Origin of the sequence: Coleofasciculus sp. D1-CHI-01 (assembly GCF_040218875.1) — a bacterium.
Taxonomy (GTDB): domain Bacteria; phylum Cyanobacteriota; class Cyanobacteriia; order Cyanobacteriales; family Coleofasciculaceae; genus Coleofasciculus.
This window is the reverse complement of record NZ_JAVJQP010000002.1, coordinates 22483-40594: the sequence shown is the minus strand read 5'-3', so window position 1 is coordinate 40594 and position 18112 is coordinate 22483. Positions and strand designations below refer to the sequence as shown.

At 47.1% G+C, this 18112-nt stretch carries 15 protein-coding genes and 1 pseudogene; 8 read left to right on the top strand and 8 right to left on the bottom strand.

The annotated features are described in order from the left end of the window. Positions 1-46 precede the first annotated feature (46 nt). Positions 47-694: a hypothetical protein gene (locus RIB93_RS00415; protein ID WP_446369228.1), complete on the top strand. Its 648-nt coding sequence runs from the start codon at positions 47-49 to the stop codon at positions 692-694. Between the two features lie 40 nt (positions 695-734). Here RIB93_RS00415 and RIB93_RS00410 read toward each other — a convergent pair whose 3' ends face one another. Genes RIB93_RS00410 through RIB93_RS00400 form a run of 3 tightly spaced genes read right to left on the bottom strand, consistent with a single transcriptional unit; the run spans position 735 to position 3254 of the window. Continuing rightward, positions 735-1511: a hypothetical protein gene (locus RIB93_RS00410; protein WP_446369226.1), complete on the bottom strand. Its 777-nt coding sequence runs from the start codon at positions 1509-1511 to the stop codon at positions 735-737. Positions 1512-1524: 13 nt separating this feature from the next. Next, positions 1525-2613, bottom strand: coding sequence for an RNA-guided endonuclease InsQ/TnpB family protein (locus RIB93_RS00405; protein WP_446369224.1), 1089 nt, complete (start codon positions 2611-2613; stop codon positions 1525-1527). Beyond that, positions 2613-3254, bottom strand: coding sequence for an IS607 family transposase (locus tag RIB93_RS00400; RefSeq protein ID WP_446369222.1), 642 nt, complete (start codon positions 3252-3254; stop codon positions 2613-2615). The genes RIB93_RS00405 and RIB93_RS00400 overlap by 1 nt, the downstream gene beginning before the upstream one ends. 90 nt (positions 3255-3344) lie before the next feature. On the opposite strand from RIB93_RS00400, the pseudogene rppB reads away from it, so the two are divergent. Continuing rightward, positions 3345-4550: pseudogene (gene rppB / locus RIB93_RS00395) on the top strand (two-component system sensor histidine kinase RppB); the annotation flags it as partial. 114 nt (positions 4551-4664) lie between these two features. Here the strand turns inward: rppB and RIB93_RS00390 are convergent. Continuing rightward, positions 4665-4847: a hypothetical protein gene (locus RIB93_RS00390; protein ID WP_446369220.1), complete on the bottom strand. Its 183-nt coding sequence runs from the start codon at positions 4845-4847 to the stop codon at positions 4665-4667. A gap of 289 nt (positions 4848-5136) precedes the next feature. On the opposite strand from RIB93_RS00390, the gene RIB93_RS00385 reads away from it, so the two are divergent. Together RIB93_RS00385 and RIB93_RS00380 are read left to right on the top strand one after the other, a co-directional pair. Beyond that, on the top strand, positions 5137-6897 hold the full coding sequence (locus tag RIB93_RS00385) for an efflux RND transporter periplasmic adaptor subunit (protein ID WP_446369218.1): 1761 nt from the start codon (positions 5137-5139) through the stop codon (positions 6895-6897). A 49-nt stretch (positions 6898-6946) separates the two neighbouring features. Further along, complete coding sequence (locus RIB93_RS00380) at positions 6947-7396, top strand: FixH family protein (RefSeq protein ID WP_446369216.1); 450 nt, start codon at positions 6947-6949, stop codon at positions 7394-7396. Positions 7397-7465: 69 nt separating this feature from the next. On the opposite strand, the gene RIB93_RS00375 is transcribed toward RIB93_RS00380, so the two are convergent. Beyond that, on the bottom strand, positions 7466-7630 hold the full coding sequence (locus RIB93_RS00375; RefSeq protein WP_446369214.1) for a hypothetical protein: 165 nt from the start codon (positions 7628-7630) through the stop codon (positions 7466-7468). A gap of 35 nt (positions 7631-7665) precedes the next feature. Between RIB93_RS00375 and RIB93_RS00370 the strand changes: the two genes are divergently transcribed. The 4 genes from RIB93_RS00370 (at position 7666) to RIB93_RS00355 (ending at position 14378) form a co-directional block, all read left to right on the top strand. After that, positions 7666-10842: an efflux RND transporter permease subunit gene (locus RIB93_RS00370; protein WP_446369238.1), complete on the top strand. Its 3177-nt coding sequence runs from the start codon at positions 7666-7668 to the stop codon at positions 10840-10842. Positions 10843-11242: 400 nt separating this feature from the next. After that, positions 11243-12826: a phosphoglycerate dehydrogenase gene (serA, locus tag RIB93_RS00365; RefSeq protein WP_446369212.1), complete on the top strand. Its 1584-nt coding sequence runs from the start codon at positions 11243-11245 to the stop codon at positions 12824-12826. 131 nt (positions 12827-12957) lie between these two features. Continuing rightward, positions 12958-13848 carry a 50S ribosomal protein L11 methyltransferase gene (gene prmA, locus RIB93_RS00360; protein ID WP_446369210.1) on the top strand — a complete coding sequence of 297 codons (891 nt, stop codon included), beginning with the start codon at positions 12958-12960 and terminating at the stop codon, positions 13846-13848. A 77-nt stretch (positions 13849-13925) separates the two neighbouring features. Beyond that, positions 13926-14378 carry a PPC domain-containing protein gene (locus RIB93_RS00355; protein WP_446369208.1) on the top strand — a complete coding sequence of 151 codons (453 nt, stop codon included), beginning with the start codon at positions 13926-13928 and terminating at the stop codon, positions 14376-14378. A gap of 69 nt (positions 14379-14447) precedes the next feature. Here the strand turns inward: RIB93_RS00355 and RIB93_RS00350 are convergent, their stop codons facing one another. The 3 genes from RIB93_RS00350 to RIB93_RS00340 all read right to left on the bottom strand — a co-directional run bounded on the left by RIB93_RS00350 (position 14448) and on the right by RIB93_RS00340 (position 17980). After that, complete coding sequence (locus RIB93_RS00350) at positions 14448-15080, bottom strand: YqiA/YcfP family alpha/beta fold hydrolase (protein ID WP_446369206.1); 633 nt, start codon at positions 15078-15080, stop codon at positions 14448-14450. A gap of 391 nt (positions 15081-15471) precedes the next feature. Beyond that, positions 15472-16188, bottom strand: a complete 717-nt coding sequence (locus RIB93_RS00345) for a PHP domain-containing protein (protein ID WP_446369204.1) — start codon at positions 16186-16188, stop codon at positions 15472-15474. 535 nt (positions 16189-16723) lie between these two features. Next, a complete protein-coding gene (locus RIB93_RS00340; RefSeq protein ID WP_446369202.1) occupies positions 16724-17980 on the bottom strand; it encodes a HetZ-related protein in 1257 nt (418 codons plus the stop codon). Positions 17981-18112 lie beyond the last annotated feature (132 nt).

Genomic DNA, 18112 nt, shown 5'->3' with positions numbered 1-18112 from the left:
CGCCCCTACAGGACATTCAGAAGACTGGGGAGAAGGGGTATATTTCATGGCAAAATTTCTGAAAACAGCATTAATCGCCATCAACCAACTGCCCGTCACTGAAGATACACTATGGTTAAGGGTTCTGGGAAAACGCGGAACACAGAAACAAGCGATCGATGAATTGGTTGCTTTACCCCAACAGAACCCCTATCGGCAGACCATTTTACAGATTCTGGCAAACTGGCGTATCACTATCAACGAAAGCGACAATTTAAGTGAACAGGACAGGGAATTGCTCATGAACTTATCACCAGCTTACTTAAAATGGCAAGAAGAAACCTTAGAACAAGGTAGAGTTGAAGGGCAACGCCAAATGGCGGAAAACTTCCTGCGAGTACGATTTGGGGAACTTGACCCCGAATTAGCCAGTGCGATCGCGCCCATGTTACAATTATCCCCTCAAGAGTTAACTCGGCTGTTATTTAACCTTGAACGTGAGGAACTCTTACTGTGGTTGGGTAATCTGCCGATTCAAGACGATACCTCAAAGCAAGAAGCTGTAGAACGATTTCTGAGAGTACGATTTGGGGAACTTGACCCCGAATTAGCCAGTGCGATCGCGCCCATGTTACAATTACCTTCCCAAGAATTAACTTCCCTACTAACTACCCTTTCCCGTGAGCAATTGTTAGAACGGTTTGGTGTAAATTAAAATTACGAATAACCAATAGACATCTCCATAAATTAGGTTGTTACCTAGACAAGATAAGGGTTTCATCTTCTTTTTCGGAGATGTCTAATCCCGCAAAATAACTCAACGGTTGTACAGAGAGGTGACTGAGGCATAGGTATGGATGTAAATGATACTCTTGACCAATGACATTCACCCGATTTAACCGCCCTTGTTCGTCCAAATCCGGCAACGCCCGCGCCAGAACCATCTGTCGCAGCAATCTCATCCCCTCGGTGCAGTCACTCCCATCCACCTGCTGCACCTGTACCATGGGCAAAACCTTGGGTTCTTCCTTATATCGCTGGGTTAACCGAGCATATTCATCAGCAAACTTTAACGCCAAGGGCATAGTATAAACCAGATGGCAATTAAACTTTTGCAAATATTCAGCCTGATCAATAAAAATATATTCCTGTTGCGATCGCCCCCAACCTTTAGTTTGACCCTCAACCCGATCCAGGTTATCCACAATCACGACTAATCCCCGTTTTCCCTGCTGTTGCAACTGCGCGATCGCAGGTTCAATCAACTCCTGATTAATCGCCGCTAATAACTCAGCTTTCTTGGGTCCCAAAAACTGATTCAGCCGTTCTCGCAACCCCGAATCCGCTCGTGCCTTCGCCGTAATCTTACCAATCCCGAACGCCAAAGACAACGCCCCTTTGTCATTCGCCTTCACTTTCACATCGGGAACCGTTACATAATACCTATGCAAGTCTAGGCAGAAATATTCATATCTAGGCTTGCTGCTTACTTCCTGCTTCATTCTGGCAGTGACGGCACTTAACCAGTCCACAGGCTAACACCACCTAACTGGCGGCTTGCTCTAAATTGAGCGATGCGTTTAAGTCTCGATCAATCTCCAGACCGCAGTTGTCACACCGAAAAACCCGCTCAGATAAAGGCATTTCGTCTTTGACGGTGTGACATCTTGAACAGGTTTTAGTTGATGGATACCATCGGTCAACTTCAACCAAGGTTGATCCGTACAGTTGACACTTGTACTCTAACTGGCGCTTAAACTCATAAAAGCCCATGTCAGCGACGGCTTTGGCTAGCTTGTGGTTAGCCATCATCCCAGACACATTGAGACTCTCTATTCCTATCCGGCTGTGGTTTTGGGCTAAATAGGAGGTGAGCTTGTGCAGTGTGTCCTTGCGGATGTTGGCTATTTTCCGATGTAAACGGGCTATTTTAACTTGGGCTTTTTTCCAGTTAGAAGAACCAATCTGTTTATGGCGATTTAACCACTGCAAACGAGAGAGTTTTTTCTCATATTTCCGGTAACTTTTCGCCCCTTCTACCACGATGCCTGTAGACAAGACGGCTAATGCTTTGATTCCTAAATCTACTCCCACTACAAAGTGAGGTTTAGGGCGGTTGATTGGATCAAAGTCCATCTTAAAACTGATGAACCATCGGTCAGCCGTTCTGGATAGGGTCACGGACTTGGGCTGAAATCGAACAGGTAGCCGTTCATAAGTCCTCAACCAACCAATGACCGGAACTCTAATCTTGAAGTGATCAAGTTGAATTGACCCGTCTAAAGTAAAGCTGTCATGCTTTCCTTTACACTTAAACCGAGGCGGTTTTTTATTTTTCTTAAACGCATCTTTCCAAGCTTGAGCTAACTGTCTTAGCGCATACTGAGGAGCGCATTTGCTTACCTCATAGTACCAAGGACAGATGGGTTTAACCAGCACTATTAACCACTTGTGCAGGTCAATCCCGGTGGGAAATTTAATTTTATCCCCTGGATTGTCCCGATTGTGGTCAAGTATTTGCTTGGTTAAGCCTAGACCCCAATTCCACGCATGGCGGGAAACGCCTGAATGCTTGGCTAATGCAGTTCGCTGTTTGTTGTTTAGTCTTAATTCCGTCTTGAATCCTAATAGCATTACTGTACATCCTTTACAGCTTGAGTCATACCGTCAATAAGCTTTTTGTTTTTCTTGCTTCTGGAACCATACAGACGGGCTGAAAATACGGTAATAAGTTCAATCATGTCAGTTGCCAACTCTTGCTCAAAACTCAATTCTTCGGTTGACTTGTTGACTATTACTACCTCAGTTTCAAATTCTTCACACATTGCAAAAACCAGTTCAGCGCCAAAGCGTAACAGCCTATCTTTATGGGTCAGAACCAACCTACCAACATCACCTTGCATGATGCGTTTAAGAAGCTTTTTAAGTCCTTTTTTGTTGTAGTTTAGTCCGCTACCAAGGTCTTGAATCGTCTCAAACTGCCATCCGTTTACGGTACTGAATGATTCTAAAACCTGTACTTGTCTAACTAAATCCTGCTTTTGGTCATGACTGCTAACACGGGCATAGTTGATAGTAATGCGCTCATCCAATTGCTTTAGCTCTCTAGATGCCAGTCTTTTTAAATCTGCCAAATAAAAACGTCTGTGACCGCTTGGAGCGCGTACAGACTTTAGTTTGCCTGCATCTGTCCATCTTCTAACTGTGTCAACAGAAACGCCTAGCTCTTTAGCCGCTTCTCCTATACTCACTGTCACGCCCTGAATGCTCTCCATATAATCCTTACTTTTTAACTTACCCTAGATTATATGGGCAATCAGGACGATTTGCCAAGATGTGCCTAGAAATTATTTTTCAGATACTAACCCCTGCTCCCGCCATCGGCAGATCCCACAACGGTATTGCGTCAGCTTTTTCCCGAATTGTGTCTGAACCAACATCCCTGTAATCGGATGCCCACGGTGATTCAGCGTCATACGATGGGAATTAGCGATCGCGACACTTACTATATTCGCCTATTTAATCACCAGAGCAAACTTCTCGCCTTTTCACCCAATCAACCCGCGAATCTATCCCCAACCTTCAATCCAGAGCCATGGCAAACGATTTCCACAACTCAGGGTATCCGCTATCGCCAATTTACCATCATGCTGCACAGTGCGGATGCACACCCCAACCCGGAAACTCAGCGCTCATCGTGGGGGTATTTACAAATTGGACGCACGTTAGCCCCGCTAGACACAGAAAAGGTTCGCATTCAACGGATTTTAGTGAGTTGGCTACCCCTTGTCCTAGGATTAGTTATAGCCTCAAGTTGGTGGCTCTCTGGATTGGCGATGCAACCGATATACGATTCCTATCGACAGCAGCAACAATTCACGGCTGATGCTGCTCACGAATTACGGACACCCCTGGCTAGCCTGTTAGCGACAGTTGAAGCCATACTCCGAGTTCCCCTGTCAAATCCCCAAGACACTCACACAATGTTACGTCAGATCGAGCGACAGGGACGACGGTTAAGTCATTTAATTGCTGATTTACTTCAACTTACAAGCCTAGAACAACAGTCATTATCCGCACAGTTTCAACCCTGTTGTTTAAATGATTTGATTAGCGATTTGTCAGAAGAGTTTTTAGAATTAGCAACAGATTCTGATATTCAATTAACCCATGATAGTCCCAAGTCGTTAATTTACGTGCTGGGAAATGAACCCCAGTTGTATCGATTAGTCTCTAACTTGATTGATAATGCCATTCGCTACACCCCAGCAGGCAATAGCATTAACGTAAGTTTAGAGAAAAGCGATCACACGGCTGTGATTAAAGTAACCGATACCGGGATTGGCATTGCACCGACAGAACAAGCCCACATTTTTGATCGCTTCTATCGAGTGAATCGCGATCGCTCTCGTCACACCGGAGGCTCAGGATTAGGGCTGGCAATTGCTAAGGCGATCGCTACTGCACACCACGGTAGCTTGCACGTAGACAGCCAACTAGGGGTTGGCAGTACCTTCACCGTTCGATTACCTTTGGTGGGAAGTTCGGTGACATCTCCTAAACCAACTTGAGTATCCGTTAATTCGGTAAGAATCCAATCCCCTCACTTTCCCGCTGACTGCCAACCCTCTAGAGTTGCTATAGCTACATTTAGATAAGAATTGTCTATTATCAACACTTTGGACTTAACAAGCGTGCCATTGGGTTGTGAGTCCTTTCATTTCTCTATTGGGAAGACTGCTTTTGCTAGATTGGGTTTCCATCCGTTCATTAATCCGTCTGTAGGGGCGCACGGCGTGCGCCCATTCCCCAACGATTCCCCAACGATTCCCCGGCGATTCCCCGGCGATTCCCCGGCGTGCGCCCATTCCCCAACGATTCCCCAACGTGCGCTCTTTACAGGGGTTGGTAACCGGCTAAGTACAGGCGTGAGGGCGCAAGCCTTGCGCCCCTACAATCGACAAATCTATTCCACAATTTTAGCTGTGTCAGTCCACTACGCTGTATCAAGGGTTTAGGCGAGCCAAAAATGAATTCTTTTCAGTGTCATTCCGCTTAAGATATCAGCCTAGTCAGGATTTCATTCTGATTTCATAATTAACTGATACCTTTAAATAGATACGATTCTTCAGTAGTCTGATCCAGACTGAATGTCTTATGTCTCTGGAACCTCCTCTACCCCATTCGGATATTGACGAGTCTCGTCCCAACGCTCCAGACGCTTCATCTGAACATCCAGAACCTTTAGCTTCCAAACCAAACCAAGAACTGCGACAGCCGTCTAGCCGCAAGAAATACGGACGGGTTTTATTAGGTCTAGGAGTCTTCGCTGTACTCAGCAGCAGTATCCTCCTGATCACCAATCAAATTAAACCGACTAACTCGATGGCTGGGATGGAAGGTCATGATATGTCGGGAATGTCTCACGATGACATGATGCAGGTGAATGGTGCGTTTAATCCGATTCCGGTGACGGTAGAGGTGGTGCAGCCTGGAGAATTTGAGGCACGGGTGTCCTACACTGGATCGATAATGCCCTATCAGGAAGTGGTTGTTTATCCACGGGTTGCTGGACAATTAACCAATTATTCCGTTTATCCCGGCGATCGCGTTAAGGCGGGACAAGTGTTGGCTCAATTGGATGCAACTGAACGCTCGACGGAATTGGCAGAAGCCCAGGCGGAAGCTGATGCGATGGAAACCTCGTTACGGGCTAGCCAAGTCCAGATTGAAGAGCAAACCCAAGAAATTGCTCGCTTGCAAGCTGAACTGGATTATTTACAGCTACGACAGAATCGCTTTGCCACTTTAGTTGCAGAAGGAGCGATCGCCCAAGATGACTTGGATATTGTCGCCTCTGAAGTGAATGCTAAACAGGCGGCGATTAGGAAAGCTAAAGCAGCACGGGCAAGGCTAATCGCCGAAGTGGATCAAAATCGCGCCAAGGTTGGTAAAGCGCGAGCGGAGGTGAGTACAGCGACGGTAATGCAGAGTTACACCAAATTGCAATCCCCGATTAGTGGTATTGTCCAAACTCGTATGGTCGATCCGGGCGTTGTCGTACAACCCGGTATGGGCGTACTGAAAATTGGGGACTATTCGCGAGTACGACTCCAGGCGAATGTGGCACAGGAGGATGCTGGATATATCCGGGTGGGTACGCCGATTCAAGCTCAAGTACCAGGGGTAACGGATCAACCTTTAACTGGGAAGATTACCAGTATTTTCCCCCAAACTAATAATGACACCCGCACGGTGACAGTGGAAGCGGTGGTGGATAATCCTCAAAATCGTCTGTTATCTGGGCAGTTTTTGGAGATGACTATTCTCACGAATCGCAAGGCAAATACGATCGCGGTGCCTCGAAACGCCGTGGGGGAATTCAATGGCGCAGAGTCAGTATGGGTGATTGAGGACAATCAGGCGCAACGGCGTCAGGTTGAGACAGGGATGATCAGTGGTGATCGCATCGAAATTACCCAGGGACTCAAAGAGAGCGATCGCGTGATTACCTCTGGGGATAGCCGTCTGGTTCCTAATGTTCAAGTGACGGTGGTGGATGATACTGGCGATCCTGTACCAATGTTAGGGGATAGTAGTCAGGACAAGATTGAAGTTGCGATCGTTGACCCTGATCCTACCAAGGGATTTAAGTCAGGGGGGGCTGAACTCATCCTAGAAGTCCGTGACCCCGATACTCAGGAACCTTTGCCAGCTAAGGATGTGGCGGTAGATGTCACTATGCCTATGCCGAATATGGAGCCAATGACTACGATGGTGGAACTGGAACCAACCGATAAACCGGGACAATTTCAGGTCAAAACTCACTTTGGCATGGCGGGAGAGTGGCACATTAAGGTCGAGGTTAAAGACCCCGATTATGCGGGTCAAACTATGCTCACAGTGCCGGTTAAGTAACATTGTGAGACCACGGTTGTTCATTCTAATTAACGTAGTGAGGATTCTGATGAAAAAACTTTTGTTGCTCGTGCTGACAATCAGCGTTTTGACCACCGCTTGCAGTAGTGCTAATCAAGTGGAGAGTGAAGTAGAAACGGATGCAGCGACTGCTCCGACAACCGAAACGATGGCATCCTCTGCCGAAAATAACGTGATTATCACCATGGTGTCTCCGGAAGATGGCACTGTGCCGATGGGTGATGCGGAATTCATAGTCGAGGTGATTGATCCGGCTACTAATGAACCTGTAGCCGTCGAGGATTTACAAGTCGATCTGTCCATGGAAATGGAAGACACGGAGCCAATGACAGCCATGACTAAGGTAGAACCTGATACTCAGCCGGGACGATACAAGGTGATGACTAACATGGGTATGAAAGGAAAATGGATGATGGCGGTGAAATCGAATGATCCGGCTATGTCTGGACAAGAAATATTCGATATTGAGGTGAAGTAGTTATTCGTCATTGGTCAAAACACTGATTTCACAGATTTATTGGAGAGATAGGGGTAGGGAGGTGAGAGCTTATTGACACTGATTACTAAAGACTTGGAAAGTTCTCTCATTTTCCCCATCTCCCTCATCTCCCCCATCTTCCCTATCTCCCCCATCTTCCCTATCTCCCCCATCTCCCCTATCTCCCCCATCTCCCTCATCTCCCCCATCTTCCCCAGCTCCCAGACGTAGCATGCTACGTCTCTACATTTCCCCCTAGCTGTGCCATGATCAAAACCTTTCTCACCCGTTGGTCGATTAAGCATCCGGCAATTGTCGCCGCGCTGTACATCGCGGTGCTAGTGCTATCTGTACTGAGTCTAATACTCCTACCGGTGCGGATGATGCCTTACGTGGAAAGTCCCTTGGTGTCGATTGTCACCATGGCACCAGGTTCCTCTCCCACAGAAGTCGAAACCTATATCAGTAAACCCATCGAACAACGGCTGACGGTGCTGGACAATGTGCGGTTTATTCGCTCTAGTTCCCAGCAGGATATGTCCTTAGTGACAATTCAATTTGCCTGGGGAGACGATATCAATCAAGCCGTGCAATCTGTGCAGAGCATCATGACGGCTGCTGAGGGAGACATTGAGTTAGATGGCTTGAACTCCCGCTCCTACTGGGTATTACCGATTGACCCCCTAAACCGCCCAGTGCTAACGTTGGCGCTACAGGGAGATGGCTGGAACCCTGTACAGCTAAGGGAATTTGCCGATAACACTCTAGTTGATCGGCTAACCCAAGTGCCAAATGTTCAGGCTGTGTCTATCTTCGGCGGCTATCGGCGACAGCTTCAGGTGGTGGTGGATCGACCGAAGTTAGCCGCTTACGGGTTATCGATTTTGCAGGTGCGGGATGCGATTGATGCCAATAACGTCAGCCAGGGCGCTGGGGTGCTAACTCAGGGTGACTCGGAAATCTTGGTGCGGGCAGATAAACGGGCGCTGAGTGCAGCGGATGTGATGGATTACCCAGTCTTGGAGCAGGATGGGCAGGTGGTTTATGTCCGAGATGTGGCTACGGTAGAAGATACCTTTGAGGAACGGCGCAGTGGCTACCGCTACAATGGCGAGGCGGCTTTGGCGGTGAATGTGATTCAGAAGCCGGATTCGAGTTCCCCGAAGGTGATCAAGCAGGTACGGGCAGAATTGGAGCAGATTCAGGCAGAATATCCGGGTCTGAGTTTTGCACAAGCGTATGATAACTCCTATTTGGTCAATATTATTCTTGATAGCACCTTTCAGGAACTGCTGATTAGCGTGTTACTCGCTGGGGTGGTGATTCTGATCTTTTTGGAAGATTTCCGCGCCACGGCGTTGATCATGATCTCCATCCCTACTTCTCTGGCTCTCTCCACCTTGCCTTTTATTCCCATCGAGATGTCCCTCAATTCTTCCACGCTGATTGGGATGATGATGGCAATTGGCAAACTGGTGGATGATTCCATCATCGTGATCGACTCGATTGACCGGAAATTACGGGAAGGGCTACGCCCCAGACAAGCAGCCATTCAGGGAACGGGGGAGGTGTTTCTGGCAAGTGCGGCGGCAAGTTGTGTGATGATTGCAGCATTGTTACCGACGATTTTGGCGGGAGGGTTGACGGGATTAATGTTTGTGGGCATCGTGTGGCCCATGGTGTTTGCTTTTATCGCTTCGCTGATTGTGTCGGTGACGCTGATTCCCTTGATTGCAGCATTTGTACTCAAGCCACCCCAGAACAGACGCCAACGAAAGACGTGGTTACAGTGGCTGTTGACCCCGGTGCGGGTAGGCTTTCAGAAACTCGAACAGGGGTATGGTTGGCTACTGGATCGCTGTATGAACAATCGGGAGGTGACGTTAGCGATCGCAGGATCTGCTATTGTGTTTGCGATCGCGCTTTATCCGTTTGTGCCTCAGGAAATGATGCCCTTGGGGGATTCGGGTCAGTTTATGGCATCGCTGGAGATGGAACCGGGTACGTCTTTTGCTAAGACGGACGAGAGAACCTACCGCTTTGAGCAGATTTTACTCGACCAACCGGACATTGACAAAGTATCCTCCCAAACAGGGTTTGAACTGACCCGTAATAGTACCTATTTCAGTGGTTACAGTATGGGCAGCGTTAACTCCGCCTCCCTGATTGTCACCCTCAAGGATGATCGCAACCGTGACATCTGGGAAATTATGGATAGCGTCGAAGCTGAAGCCCGCCGCACGATTCCCGGTTTGCGCCGCATTGCTTTAAAGGAGATGGGTGTGGATGTGATGGCAACGTCTGCGGCTCCGGTTCAGCTTGCGGTGTATGGGGAGGATTTAGACATACTTCATCGTTTAGCCCAAGACGTTCTCCGCATCGCCGAAGATACGCCGGGTTTAGTCATGCCCCAAACCAGTTCAGCCCTAACCCAACCAGAATATCAGATCAAGGTGGATCGTCGCCGCGCTGAAGAACTGGGAATGAATGTGCGAATGGTGGCAGAACAAGCCCGCTACGCCCTCACGGGTGGTTTTACCCGCCGCTATTACAACCGCCCCAACCTGCGGCAAAATTCGATTCTGGTGCGCTATGAGCAGGAAGAACGCGGCACCCTGAGCAATCTAGCAAACACGTACATTACCACACCGATGGGACAACAGGTTCCCCTAAAAACTGTTGCGACATTGGAACGGCATAATGGTCCTACCGTGATTGAGCATATTAATGGTAAACGGGTGGTATACGTCAACGGCTACTACCGAAAAGGGGGACCTGCTTCCATGGATTTATCGATGGCGATCGCGATGCGGGCGGGGATGGAGTTACAATTCCCTCCGGGTTATGGTATCGATTCCATGGGTGATATGACCGACATGATGATCGAGTTTGACCGTTTGCTTAAAGGGTTAGTTGTATCGCTGATTTTAATTTATTTGATTCTTGTCATTCAGTTTGGCTCGTTTATTCAACCGTTGGTGATGATGCTGTCGGTTCCCCTGCAATTAGTCGGTGTCTTCGGCGGATTGATTTTGGCGGATCAAACCCTTTCAAGCGTTTCAATTTTGGGCATTGTTATCCTATCCGGTTTGTCTCTATCCGCAGCAATTCTGCTGCTAGAGTTGATCTTAGCTAAACGAGAAGAAGGGGTTCCCCGCGATGTGGCGATTCGCATGGCAGGTCCTGTCAGGTTAAAAGCGATTACCATGACAACCTGTACCACCGTTATTGTAATTGTGCGGCTGGCGTTCTTCCCAGAAATTGGTATGGATGCCTATTCCCCCATCGCTACTGTAATTCTAGGAGGGCTACTGCTCTCAACCCTGTTAACCTTAGTAGTGGTACCAGTGGTGTATTCCTTCATCGATGATGCCACTGAATGGCTGAAGCGGGGCGGGCGGCGACGGCGCATGACTCAACGCCCAGATGCCATTTTGGGAAAGTGACCTAGAGCATCGGTTGGTGTAACCACAGTCAAAAGAAATAAGTCGTAAGTTTTGTAGGGGCGGGTTTAGCCACTCAATCAGGTTGTTTACCGATATAGCACTACGCATTAGGGTTAGGACGTTAGGACAAATGAAGAAAAATTCAAATCACTCAATCCCTTGTCAGGTAAGCTTTTGTCTTCACTATTGCCTATTGCCTATTCCCTGGCGCGTAGCGCTATAACTGTTAAATCTTTTAGCCAATGTCGTAAGCACTGACCCCTTTGCCGTTACAATAGCCTACTGCGGTCAGTCATCACGATTGTCCGGCGATAGCCCTGTTGTGTAGTTGATAAGCTGTCCTGCATTAATTTACAGCAAGGCACAATCGGTGTAGCTCATTTCAACCCTTCTACTGGCAATGTCTAAAGTACTTGTATCCGATCCCATTGATCAAGCTGGAATTGATATCCTTTCCCAAGTGGCTCAGGTTGATGTGAAAACCAATCTATCGCCTGAGGAACTCGTTGGTATCATCGCTGAGTATGATGCCATGATGATTCGTTCTGGCACTCGTGTGACCCAAGAAATCATCGAAGCGGGCAAACAACTCAAGATTATTGGACGTGCGGGAGTTGGCGTTGATAACGTCGATGTCCCAGCCGCTACCCGTAAGGGTATTGTGGTGGTTAACTCCCCCGAAGGCAATACCATTGCGGCGGCTGAACACGCTTTAGCAATGATGCTGTCCTTATCACGCCATATCCCGGAAGCCAATCAGTCGGTGAAAAATAGTCAATGGGATCGCAAGCGCTTTATCGGTGCCGAAGTTTACAAAAAAACCATCGGTATTGTGGGCTTGGGTAAAATTGGTTCCCATGTGGCAACTGTCGCCCGTTCTATGGGGATGAAGTTACTCGCCTATGATCCCTTTATTTCCCTGGAACGCGCTGATCAGCTTGGCTGTCGTCTGGTGGATATGGATTTGTTGTTTCGGGAGGCGGATTACATCACCCTACATATTCCCAAAACCCCGGAAACCACTCATCTGATTAATGCTGAAGCCTTGGCGAAAATGAAACCAACGGCTCGAATTATCAATTGCTCTAGAGGTGGAGTCATTGACGAGACGGCACTTTCGGAAGCGTTAAAGGCAGGTAAAATAGCTGGGGCAGCACTGGATGTATTTGAGTCAGAACCCCTGGGAGAATCCCCCCTACGGGAACTGGGCAAGGAAGTGATCCTCACGCCTCACCTGGGTGCATCAACCGCAGAAGCCCAAGTTAATGTTGCCATTGATGTGGCTGAACAAATTCGCGATGTCCTCTTAGGATTACCTGCCCGTTCAGCCGTGAATATTCCCGGATTATCGTCTAATGTACTAGAACAGCTCAAACCCTACATGCGGTTGGCAGAAACCCTGGGTAATTTAGTCAGTCAATTAGCGGGTGGGCGAATTGAACAGCTAAATGTCCGGTTACAAGGGGAGTTAGCCACGAATAATAGTCAGCCATTAGTTGTCGCCTCTCTCAAAGGATTGCTATCTCAAGCCTTGCGTGAGCGAGTCAACTACGTCAATGCTTCAATTGAGGCAAAAGAGCGGGGGATTCGAGTAATTGAAACCCGTGATGCTTCGGTTCAGGATTATTCAGGCGGTTCGCTGCTGTTATCGGCAAAGGGTTCCTTGGGTGAACATTCGGTGACGGGAGCGCTACTCAGCGATGGTGAAATTCACATCACCAGTATTGACGAGTTTCCGATTAATGTACCACCGAGTCACCACATGCTCTTTACCCTGCACCGCGATATGCCGGGAATTATTGGTAAAATTGGGTCGCTACTGGGTAGTTTTAATGTCAATATTGCCAGTATGCAGGTCGGTCGCAAAATTGTGCGAGGGGATGCTGTAATGGTCTTGAGCATTGATGATCCCCTACCGGAAGGAATTTTGACCGAAATTACCAAAGTTCCTGGTATTCGGGACGCTTATACGGTAACACTGTAGTCACGTCAATTTTGGATTTTGGGTTTTGGATTTTGGATGACTCAGACGGTAGAACAGCGATCCTGCGGTCTCTGTTGGTTTCCAACGACTCTCCCTTAATCTAAAATCTGAAATCTAAAATCTGAAATCGTATGGCAAATAGCTGGTGGGAAATTAAAATTTTGGGCGATCCAGCCCTGGAGGATTTAATCTTCTGGCGACTGGATAGTTTCGGCTGTCGGGGAATGTCTTGTGAAAGCAAAGGACATTCTCAACTGATCCGAACTCACTTACCCCAAAATCAGGCACATTTGTTGGATTTGGCAGCACTTTCTTTATGGTTGCGCCAAGATGCGCTGACGGTAGGATTGCCACTCCCCTTAACCCAGTGGCACTTAATTGATGAAGAAGATTGGGCAAGCAGTTGGAAACAGCATTGGCAACCCACAGAAATTGGCGATTGCTTTTTGATTTACCCGGCTTGGTTATCTGTACCCCAACAAACCGATCGCCTGCTGTTGCGGCTCGATCCGGGTGCAGCATTTGGTACGGGAACCCATCCCACCACGCATCTGTGCCTAGAAGCCCTGGAAATGCGAATCGGTTATGATCATAGCCACCCCGTTATTGCGGATATTGGGTGTGGATCGGGTATTTTATCCATTGCCTCTGTGTTATTGGGGGCAAAAAAAGTCTTGGGGGTAGATATTGATCCCCTAGCTGTGCGCTCTGCCCGCAGCAACCGAGAATTGAATCAGATTAGTGCCGATCGCTTTGTGGTGAAGAAAGGTAGTGTTGAGCTATTAACTCATCTTTTGGGGGAGAAAAAGGTTGATGGTATTCTCTGCAATATCCTGGCAGAAGTGATTATTGACCTAATTCCCGGAATCAGTGCGATCGCGAGTCCCCACAGTTGGGGAATTATTAGCGGGATATTTTTGGATCAGGCTAAACCTATTGCTGATACCCTAGAACAACATAACTGGACAGTAGCGACTCTCTGGAAACGCCAAGAGTGGTGTTGTTTTAATATTCGACGATAGATGATTAGGAGTGCCGAATCATCAATACCTACAGTAGAACGCCTATAATTGACCCGTTCAGCGTAAATGAATTTTCTATGATGAATGCCTTTGCCGCTCGTTTTAGCTTTGCTCTGCTTGTTCCTACAACCTTTTTGACAGTGGGCTTAACGGCGGCGGCTGTGAGAGCGCAAAATCAACTGTATAATCCGATTCCGATTCCTGAGCGTAATCAAGTTTCTGATACCCTCACTGACCAAGATATTCCCACGGGAGAGGGGGGGTTTGCCCGGGACTACACTATAGAATTGAGTGGTGGCGATCAAGTGGCTATTGATTTAATTTCAGATAGCTTCGATACAATTGTTACGCTCTTAGCCTCTGATGGCTCGACGATTGCCGAAAATGATGATGGTCCCGATGGTACGACGAATTCGTTGCTATTTTCCCGGATTACTGAAACGGGAACCTATATTATTCGGGTGCGGGCTTTTGGAGAAACGGGAGGGGGTCCTTTTACCTTGAAGGTGACCCGTTTGCGACCGATTTGAATTACGAAATGCTAGAGGTTGAAATCCTCGACTGATTGTAGAGACGTTGCATGCAACGTCTCTACACGGTTATTGACAAAATGTCAAAATTGACTGCCAAATTTCGCCTTTTACGTCACTTAACGAATGATCACTATTGAGTGGGATAAGCTTCACCCAAGATCGTTCCTTGGCATAGATTAGGCTTTCATTGAAGGGAATCACCTCATCATGCTGCCCATGCAAAATTAGAGTAGGAATGGGTCGTTTCAATCGGTGAGTGGGTTCATACTGAGGGATATCTTCCACAAATTGATAAGACAGGGGCAGTTCTCGCTGTTCGCCATAATGATAAATGGGACGATATCCTTCAAGTTGCCATTGATGCAGGGTTTCTTTTCCCAGAGTAGATAACCAATGACAGAGAAATCCAAATGCTGGCGCTAGCAGAATCAACCTCTGGATTAAAGGGTGATATTCCCCTAACCAAGCCGCCGTAAGTCCGCCTAAACTCGAACCGATTAATGTGATTGGGGTGGGCGTTGACAAACACTCCGTCTGAATTTGCTGAATCTGACGGGTAAGCGTCAGATGAGAAAAGTCTCCCTGGTTCAGATCGGGAACCAACAGAGACACTCCCAACTCCGCAAAGCGATCGCGTAAATAAACCGCCTTTGCCGATCCCGGACTGGACGCAAAACCGTGTAAGTAAATATATTTCAAAACTATTTTCCTCTACGGCTTCTCATTTACATATACCGCTTTGAAACCTTTAAAATGTGTATTTATGTTAAATAAAGTTAAGCTATATTGCTTTTTCTCATAAAATTCACGAAAAGTTTGATATGTTCATAATCTATCCTCAAAATAAACACCGAAAACAATGAAAGTTTCACAAAATTCAAAACATTTAGGTCAATCGGTCGCTCTAGGCATCCTCCTAGTCCTCACGACTTTGAGCATTTTTATACTGATGATGATGCAGAGTGGAGTTTAGTGGTGATGTATAACTGAGAATTTAGTACAAATCCTATACAGCTTAGGGGCACGACATGTCGTGCCCCTACAAAGGTTGATTGAGATTTGCTCTTGTCACCCCTTCAGGTTGGGTAGTTTACAAACGCCGTAGCAAGTTTGAACCATGGGTATCTGTACCACAAGTATTGAACAAGTTATACGGGGCACTTAACTGTTTAACTTGCTGAGTTTGCCTCGGACTAGGATGCCAAGGATTGGGGTTAGCGTAAGCGTAGTAGGTTTCTACACCATCAATTCCTAAACTAGCAGCAGCGGGAATCAATTCTTTGGCTGAACGCCGCCGATAACGGCACGGATGAGCCAGCACTGCTAATCCACCCGCCTGATGCAAAACATCGATGACAGTAGCGGCTTCAGCTTGTTGATTTTTAGGGGCTTTACCCTGAAGATAAGGCTGTAACTGGGAATTGTGAGGATCAAACGCATAGCCCAAGATATGAACATCTGTATTCAATAAGCGAGCGTTGATTTCGACACCTATCCAGAGGTGAGGAATTGCCTGATGGGGTAAAGTGTTTTGGAGGGAATGGAGACAGGTTTTAGCGATTTGATAGCCATCGATTGTGTGATGATCCGTGATCGCAAACCCTTTAAGACCGATAGCAATGGCTTGTTCTATTAACGTTTTGGGATAAAGCTGACCATCGGAAGCTGTGGTGTGACAATGGAAATTGTAGGAACGCGGACAACTATCCGGTCCTAATGTTTGCCAGACTTGGCGGAGAGCTTTTTGATCGGATTCTGTATCTGTAACTGGGGATGATATTAAAACTGGAGCCATTTTTACCACCATGTTTGTCAATATTATTAATAGATGAGTCTAATGAATGAGAGGCTCTCCTCAATTGATCAAGACATTCAGCTTTTCTATCGCTACGTCCTAATCATTTCAAATTCTTAACACTATCTTAACACTATCTTAAGACTATCTTAGCAAAAGTTAGCAGTCAGTGCCTGTAAAACCTATGTGAAGCGGTCACATTGTCCATTGGTATTTTCTAGGGTCAGTATAAAATTAGCTAATCTTTCTCCTTCTGCTGGACATATAGCGCTACGCGCTAGGCAATAGGCTTTCTTTGAAGACAAAAGCTTACCTTACAAGGGATTGAGCGATTTTAATTTTTCTTCATTTGTCCTAACGTGTGTACGTAGTGCTATAGTTGGCTAAGAACTTCTACCCTTTCCCATCTGCCTTTTGTAGCAGCATCCCCCATCTAAACCGGAGAAGTTAGAGGGGGATGACGGTTAGACATTGAACCGTTCCAATAACACCCTAAGAGAATCAAGTTTTTGCCTTTGACCTCCTCTATATTCAACCATCGCACTCCTTACTTGCTCACAGAATTATCAGAATTGCGAGTTTTCCAGGCAGATTCTAGTAACTTAGTCCAGCGCTTTTGCATTTGTTTGGGTGTACATTTGAGCGCTTTGGCAATTTCAGCATCACTCTTGTGGGCTTGTTTGAGAGACAGGAGTTGCTGTTGTTGCTGATCAAGTGTAGCCAAAAAGGTGTCCCATTGGTCAGAGGTCATGCCTAATTTTTGGTCTAAATCGGCTCCCAGCCATTGGTGTACCAGTTTCCAGTGGGATGAGCGGGCGAATTTTTCGACATGGTATTTAAACCGCTGTTGCAGGTAGTCCCGTTGGCGGGGAGTTAGTCCTAAAATTTCATCGATTTCCGGTGCAGCCAAGTCTTGTAACTTTAAGACCAAGTAATCCGCGCAGTCAGAGTGACCTTGTTGCTCAAGATAATTAATCAATTCACCCACCACGCGATCGCGCAGCACCGATTCACTCGGATCAGTGGTTTGAGCAACCAGGTGCGCCCGCACTTGTTGCATCGCCGGGGAGCGGCTTAACTCTTGGGCTTCTTGGCCCTTGGCAAATTCCACCGCTTGCTCAATATCCAGAGCCGTTTCATTCGGTTGGCGTCTGGCAAAGCTTTGCGCTCTCAGGACGATAAGCTGTTGACTACAACGGTTCGGTAATGTGATGCGCCGCTTGGCATACTGTTCCGTAAATGCCATATACTCCGCCAGTTCAATTTGAGTGCGAGGCGTGTAGTCTACATCCACCTCATTTTCCCGACGAAATGCTTTCAAGGACTCAGCATAAAAGTCTTGTAAAAAGTCCTCAATCAGATTATAACGAGCCGAGAATTTTAACTGGGATTGAGGCTGAGCAACATGGCGATAAACCATGGCACTTAATGTGCTGTGCAATTCAACGCGCCCTTGCTTAGATCCCAATTTATAGTAGCCTAAACACTTATGTAAGCGGTGACGAATTAACGTAATTTGCCAGGAACGAACTTGACCCGAAGTTTGAATGCGATCGCTCTTGCGGCAAATTCGTTGTACCTCCTGCACCATGCGTTTTGCCACGACTTGAGCGCGACTGGGTAGGCGTTTGGGTTCAGAAGTCAAACCACCATTGGTTTCTAAAGCTTTGGAACCATAGAGTGCCGACCGCATTTCCTCTAGCAACAGATCAATTAAACTTTGAGTGTCTGTGCCGAAAACTTCCGGATTCTCTAGGTGGTTTGGGGAAGGTTGAGTGATAGATTTAACAGTTTTAACGTTCATGGTATTGCCCCTAAAGACTACAGTTACGAATTACCAAGACATCAGCAGAGGAACGAGTGGTTATTCGGAATAAATGCTCTGTTGCTGTCCACAATTTGAATGTAAAACGTTACGCCTAGTCTTTGGTGGAGT

What these genes read in the sequence shown, in the direction of transcription:
- RIB93_RS00380 (WP_446369216.1), top strand. Translation starts at nt 6,947, where the DNA reads ATGAAAAAACTTTTGTTGCTCGTGCTGACAATCAGCGTTTTGACCACC.
- prmA (WP_446369210.1), top strand. Translation starts at nt 12,958, where the DNA reads ATGGCAAATAGCTGGTGGGAAATTAAAATTTTGGGCGATCCAGCCCTG.
- RIB93_RS00340 (WP_446369202.1), bottom strand. Translation starts at nt 17,980, where the DNA reads ATGAACGTTAAAACTGTTAAATCTATCACTCAACCTTCCCCAAACCAC.
- RIB93_RS00375 (WP_446369214.1), bottom strand. Translation starts at nt 7,630, where the DNA reads ATGCTACGTCTGGGAGCTGGGGAAGATGGGGGAGATGAGGGAGATGGG.
- RIB93_RS00355 (WP_446369208.1), top strand. Translation starts at nt 13,926, where the DNA reads ATGATGAATGCCTTTGCCGCTCGTTTTAGCTTTGCTCTGCTTGTTCCT.
- RIB93_RS00385 (WP_446369218.1), top strand. Translation starts at nt 5,137, where the DNA reads ATGTCTCTGGAACCTCCTCTACCCCATTCGGATATTGACGAGTCTCGT.
- RIB93_RS00345 (WP_446369204.1), bottom strand. Translation starts at nt 16,188, where the DNA reads ATGGTGGTAAAAATGGCTCCAGTTTTAATATCATCCCCAGTTACAGAT.
- RIB93_RS00405 (WP_446369224.1), bottom strand. Translation starts at nt 2,613, where the DNA reads ATGCTATTAGGATTCAAGACGGAATTAAGACTAAACAACAAACAGCGA.
- RIB93_RS00400 (WP_446369222.1), bottom strand. Translation starts at nt 3,254, where the DNA reads ATGGAGAGCATTCAGGGCGTGACAGTGAGTATAGGAGAAGCGGCTAAA.
- RIB93_RS00390 (WP_446369220.1), bottom strand. Translation starts at nt 4,847, where the DNA reads ATGGGCGCACGCCGGGGAATCGCCGGGGAATCGCCGGGGAATCGTTGG.
- serA (WP_446369212.1), top strand. Translation starts at nt 11,243, where the DNA reads ATGTCTAAAGTACTTGTATCCGATCCCATTGATCAAGCTGGAATTGAT.
- RIB93_RS00415 (WP_446369228.1), top strand. Translation starts at nt 47, where the DNA reads ATGGCAAAATTTCTGAAAACAGCATTAATCGCCATCAACCAACTGCCC.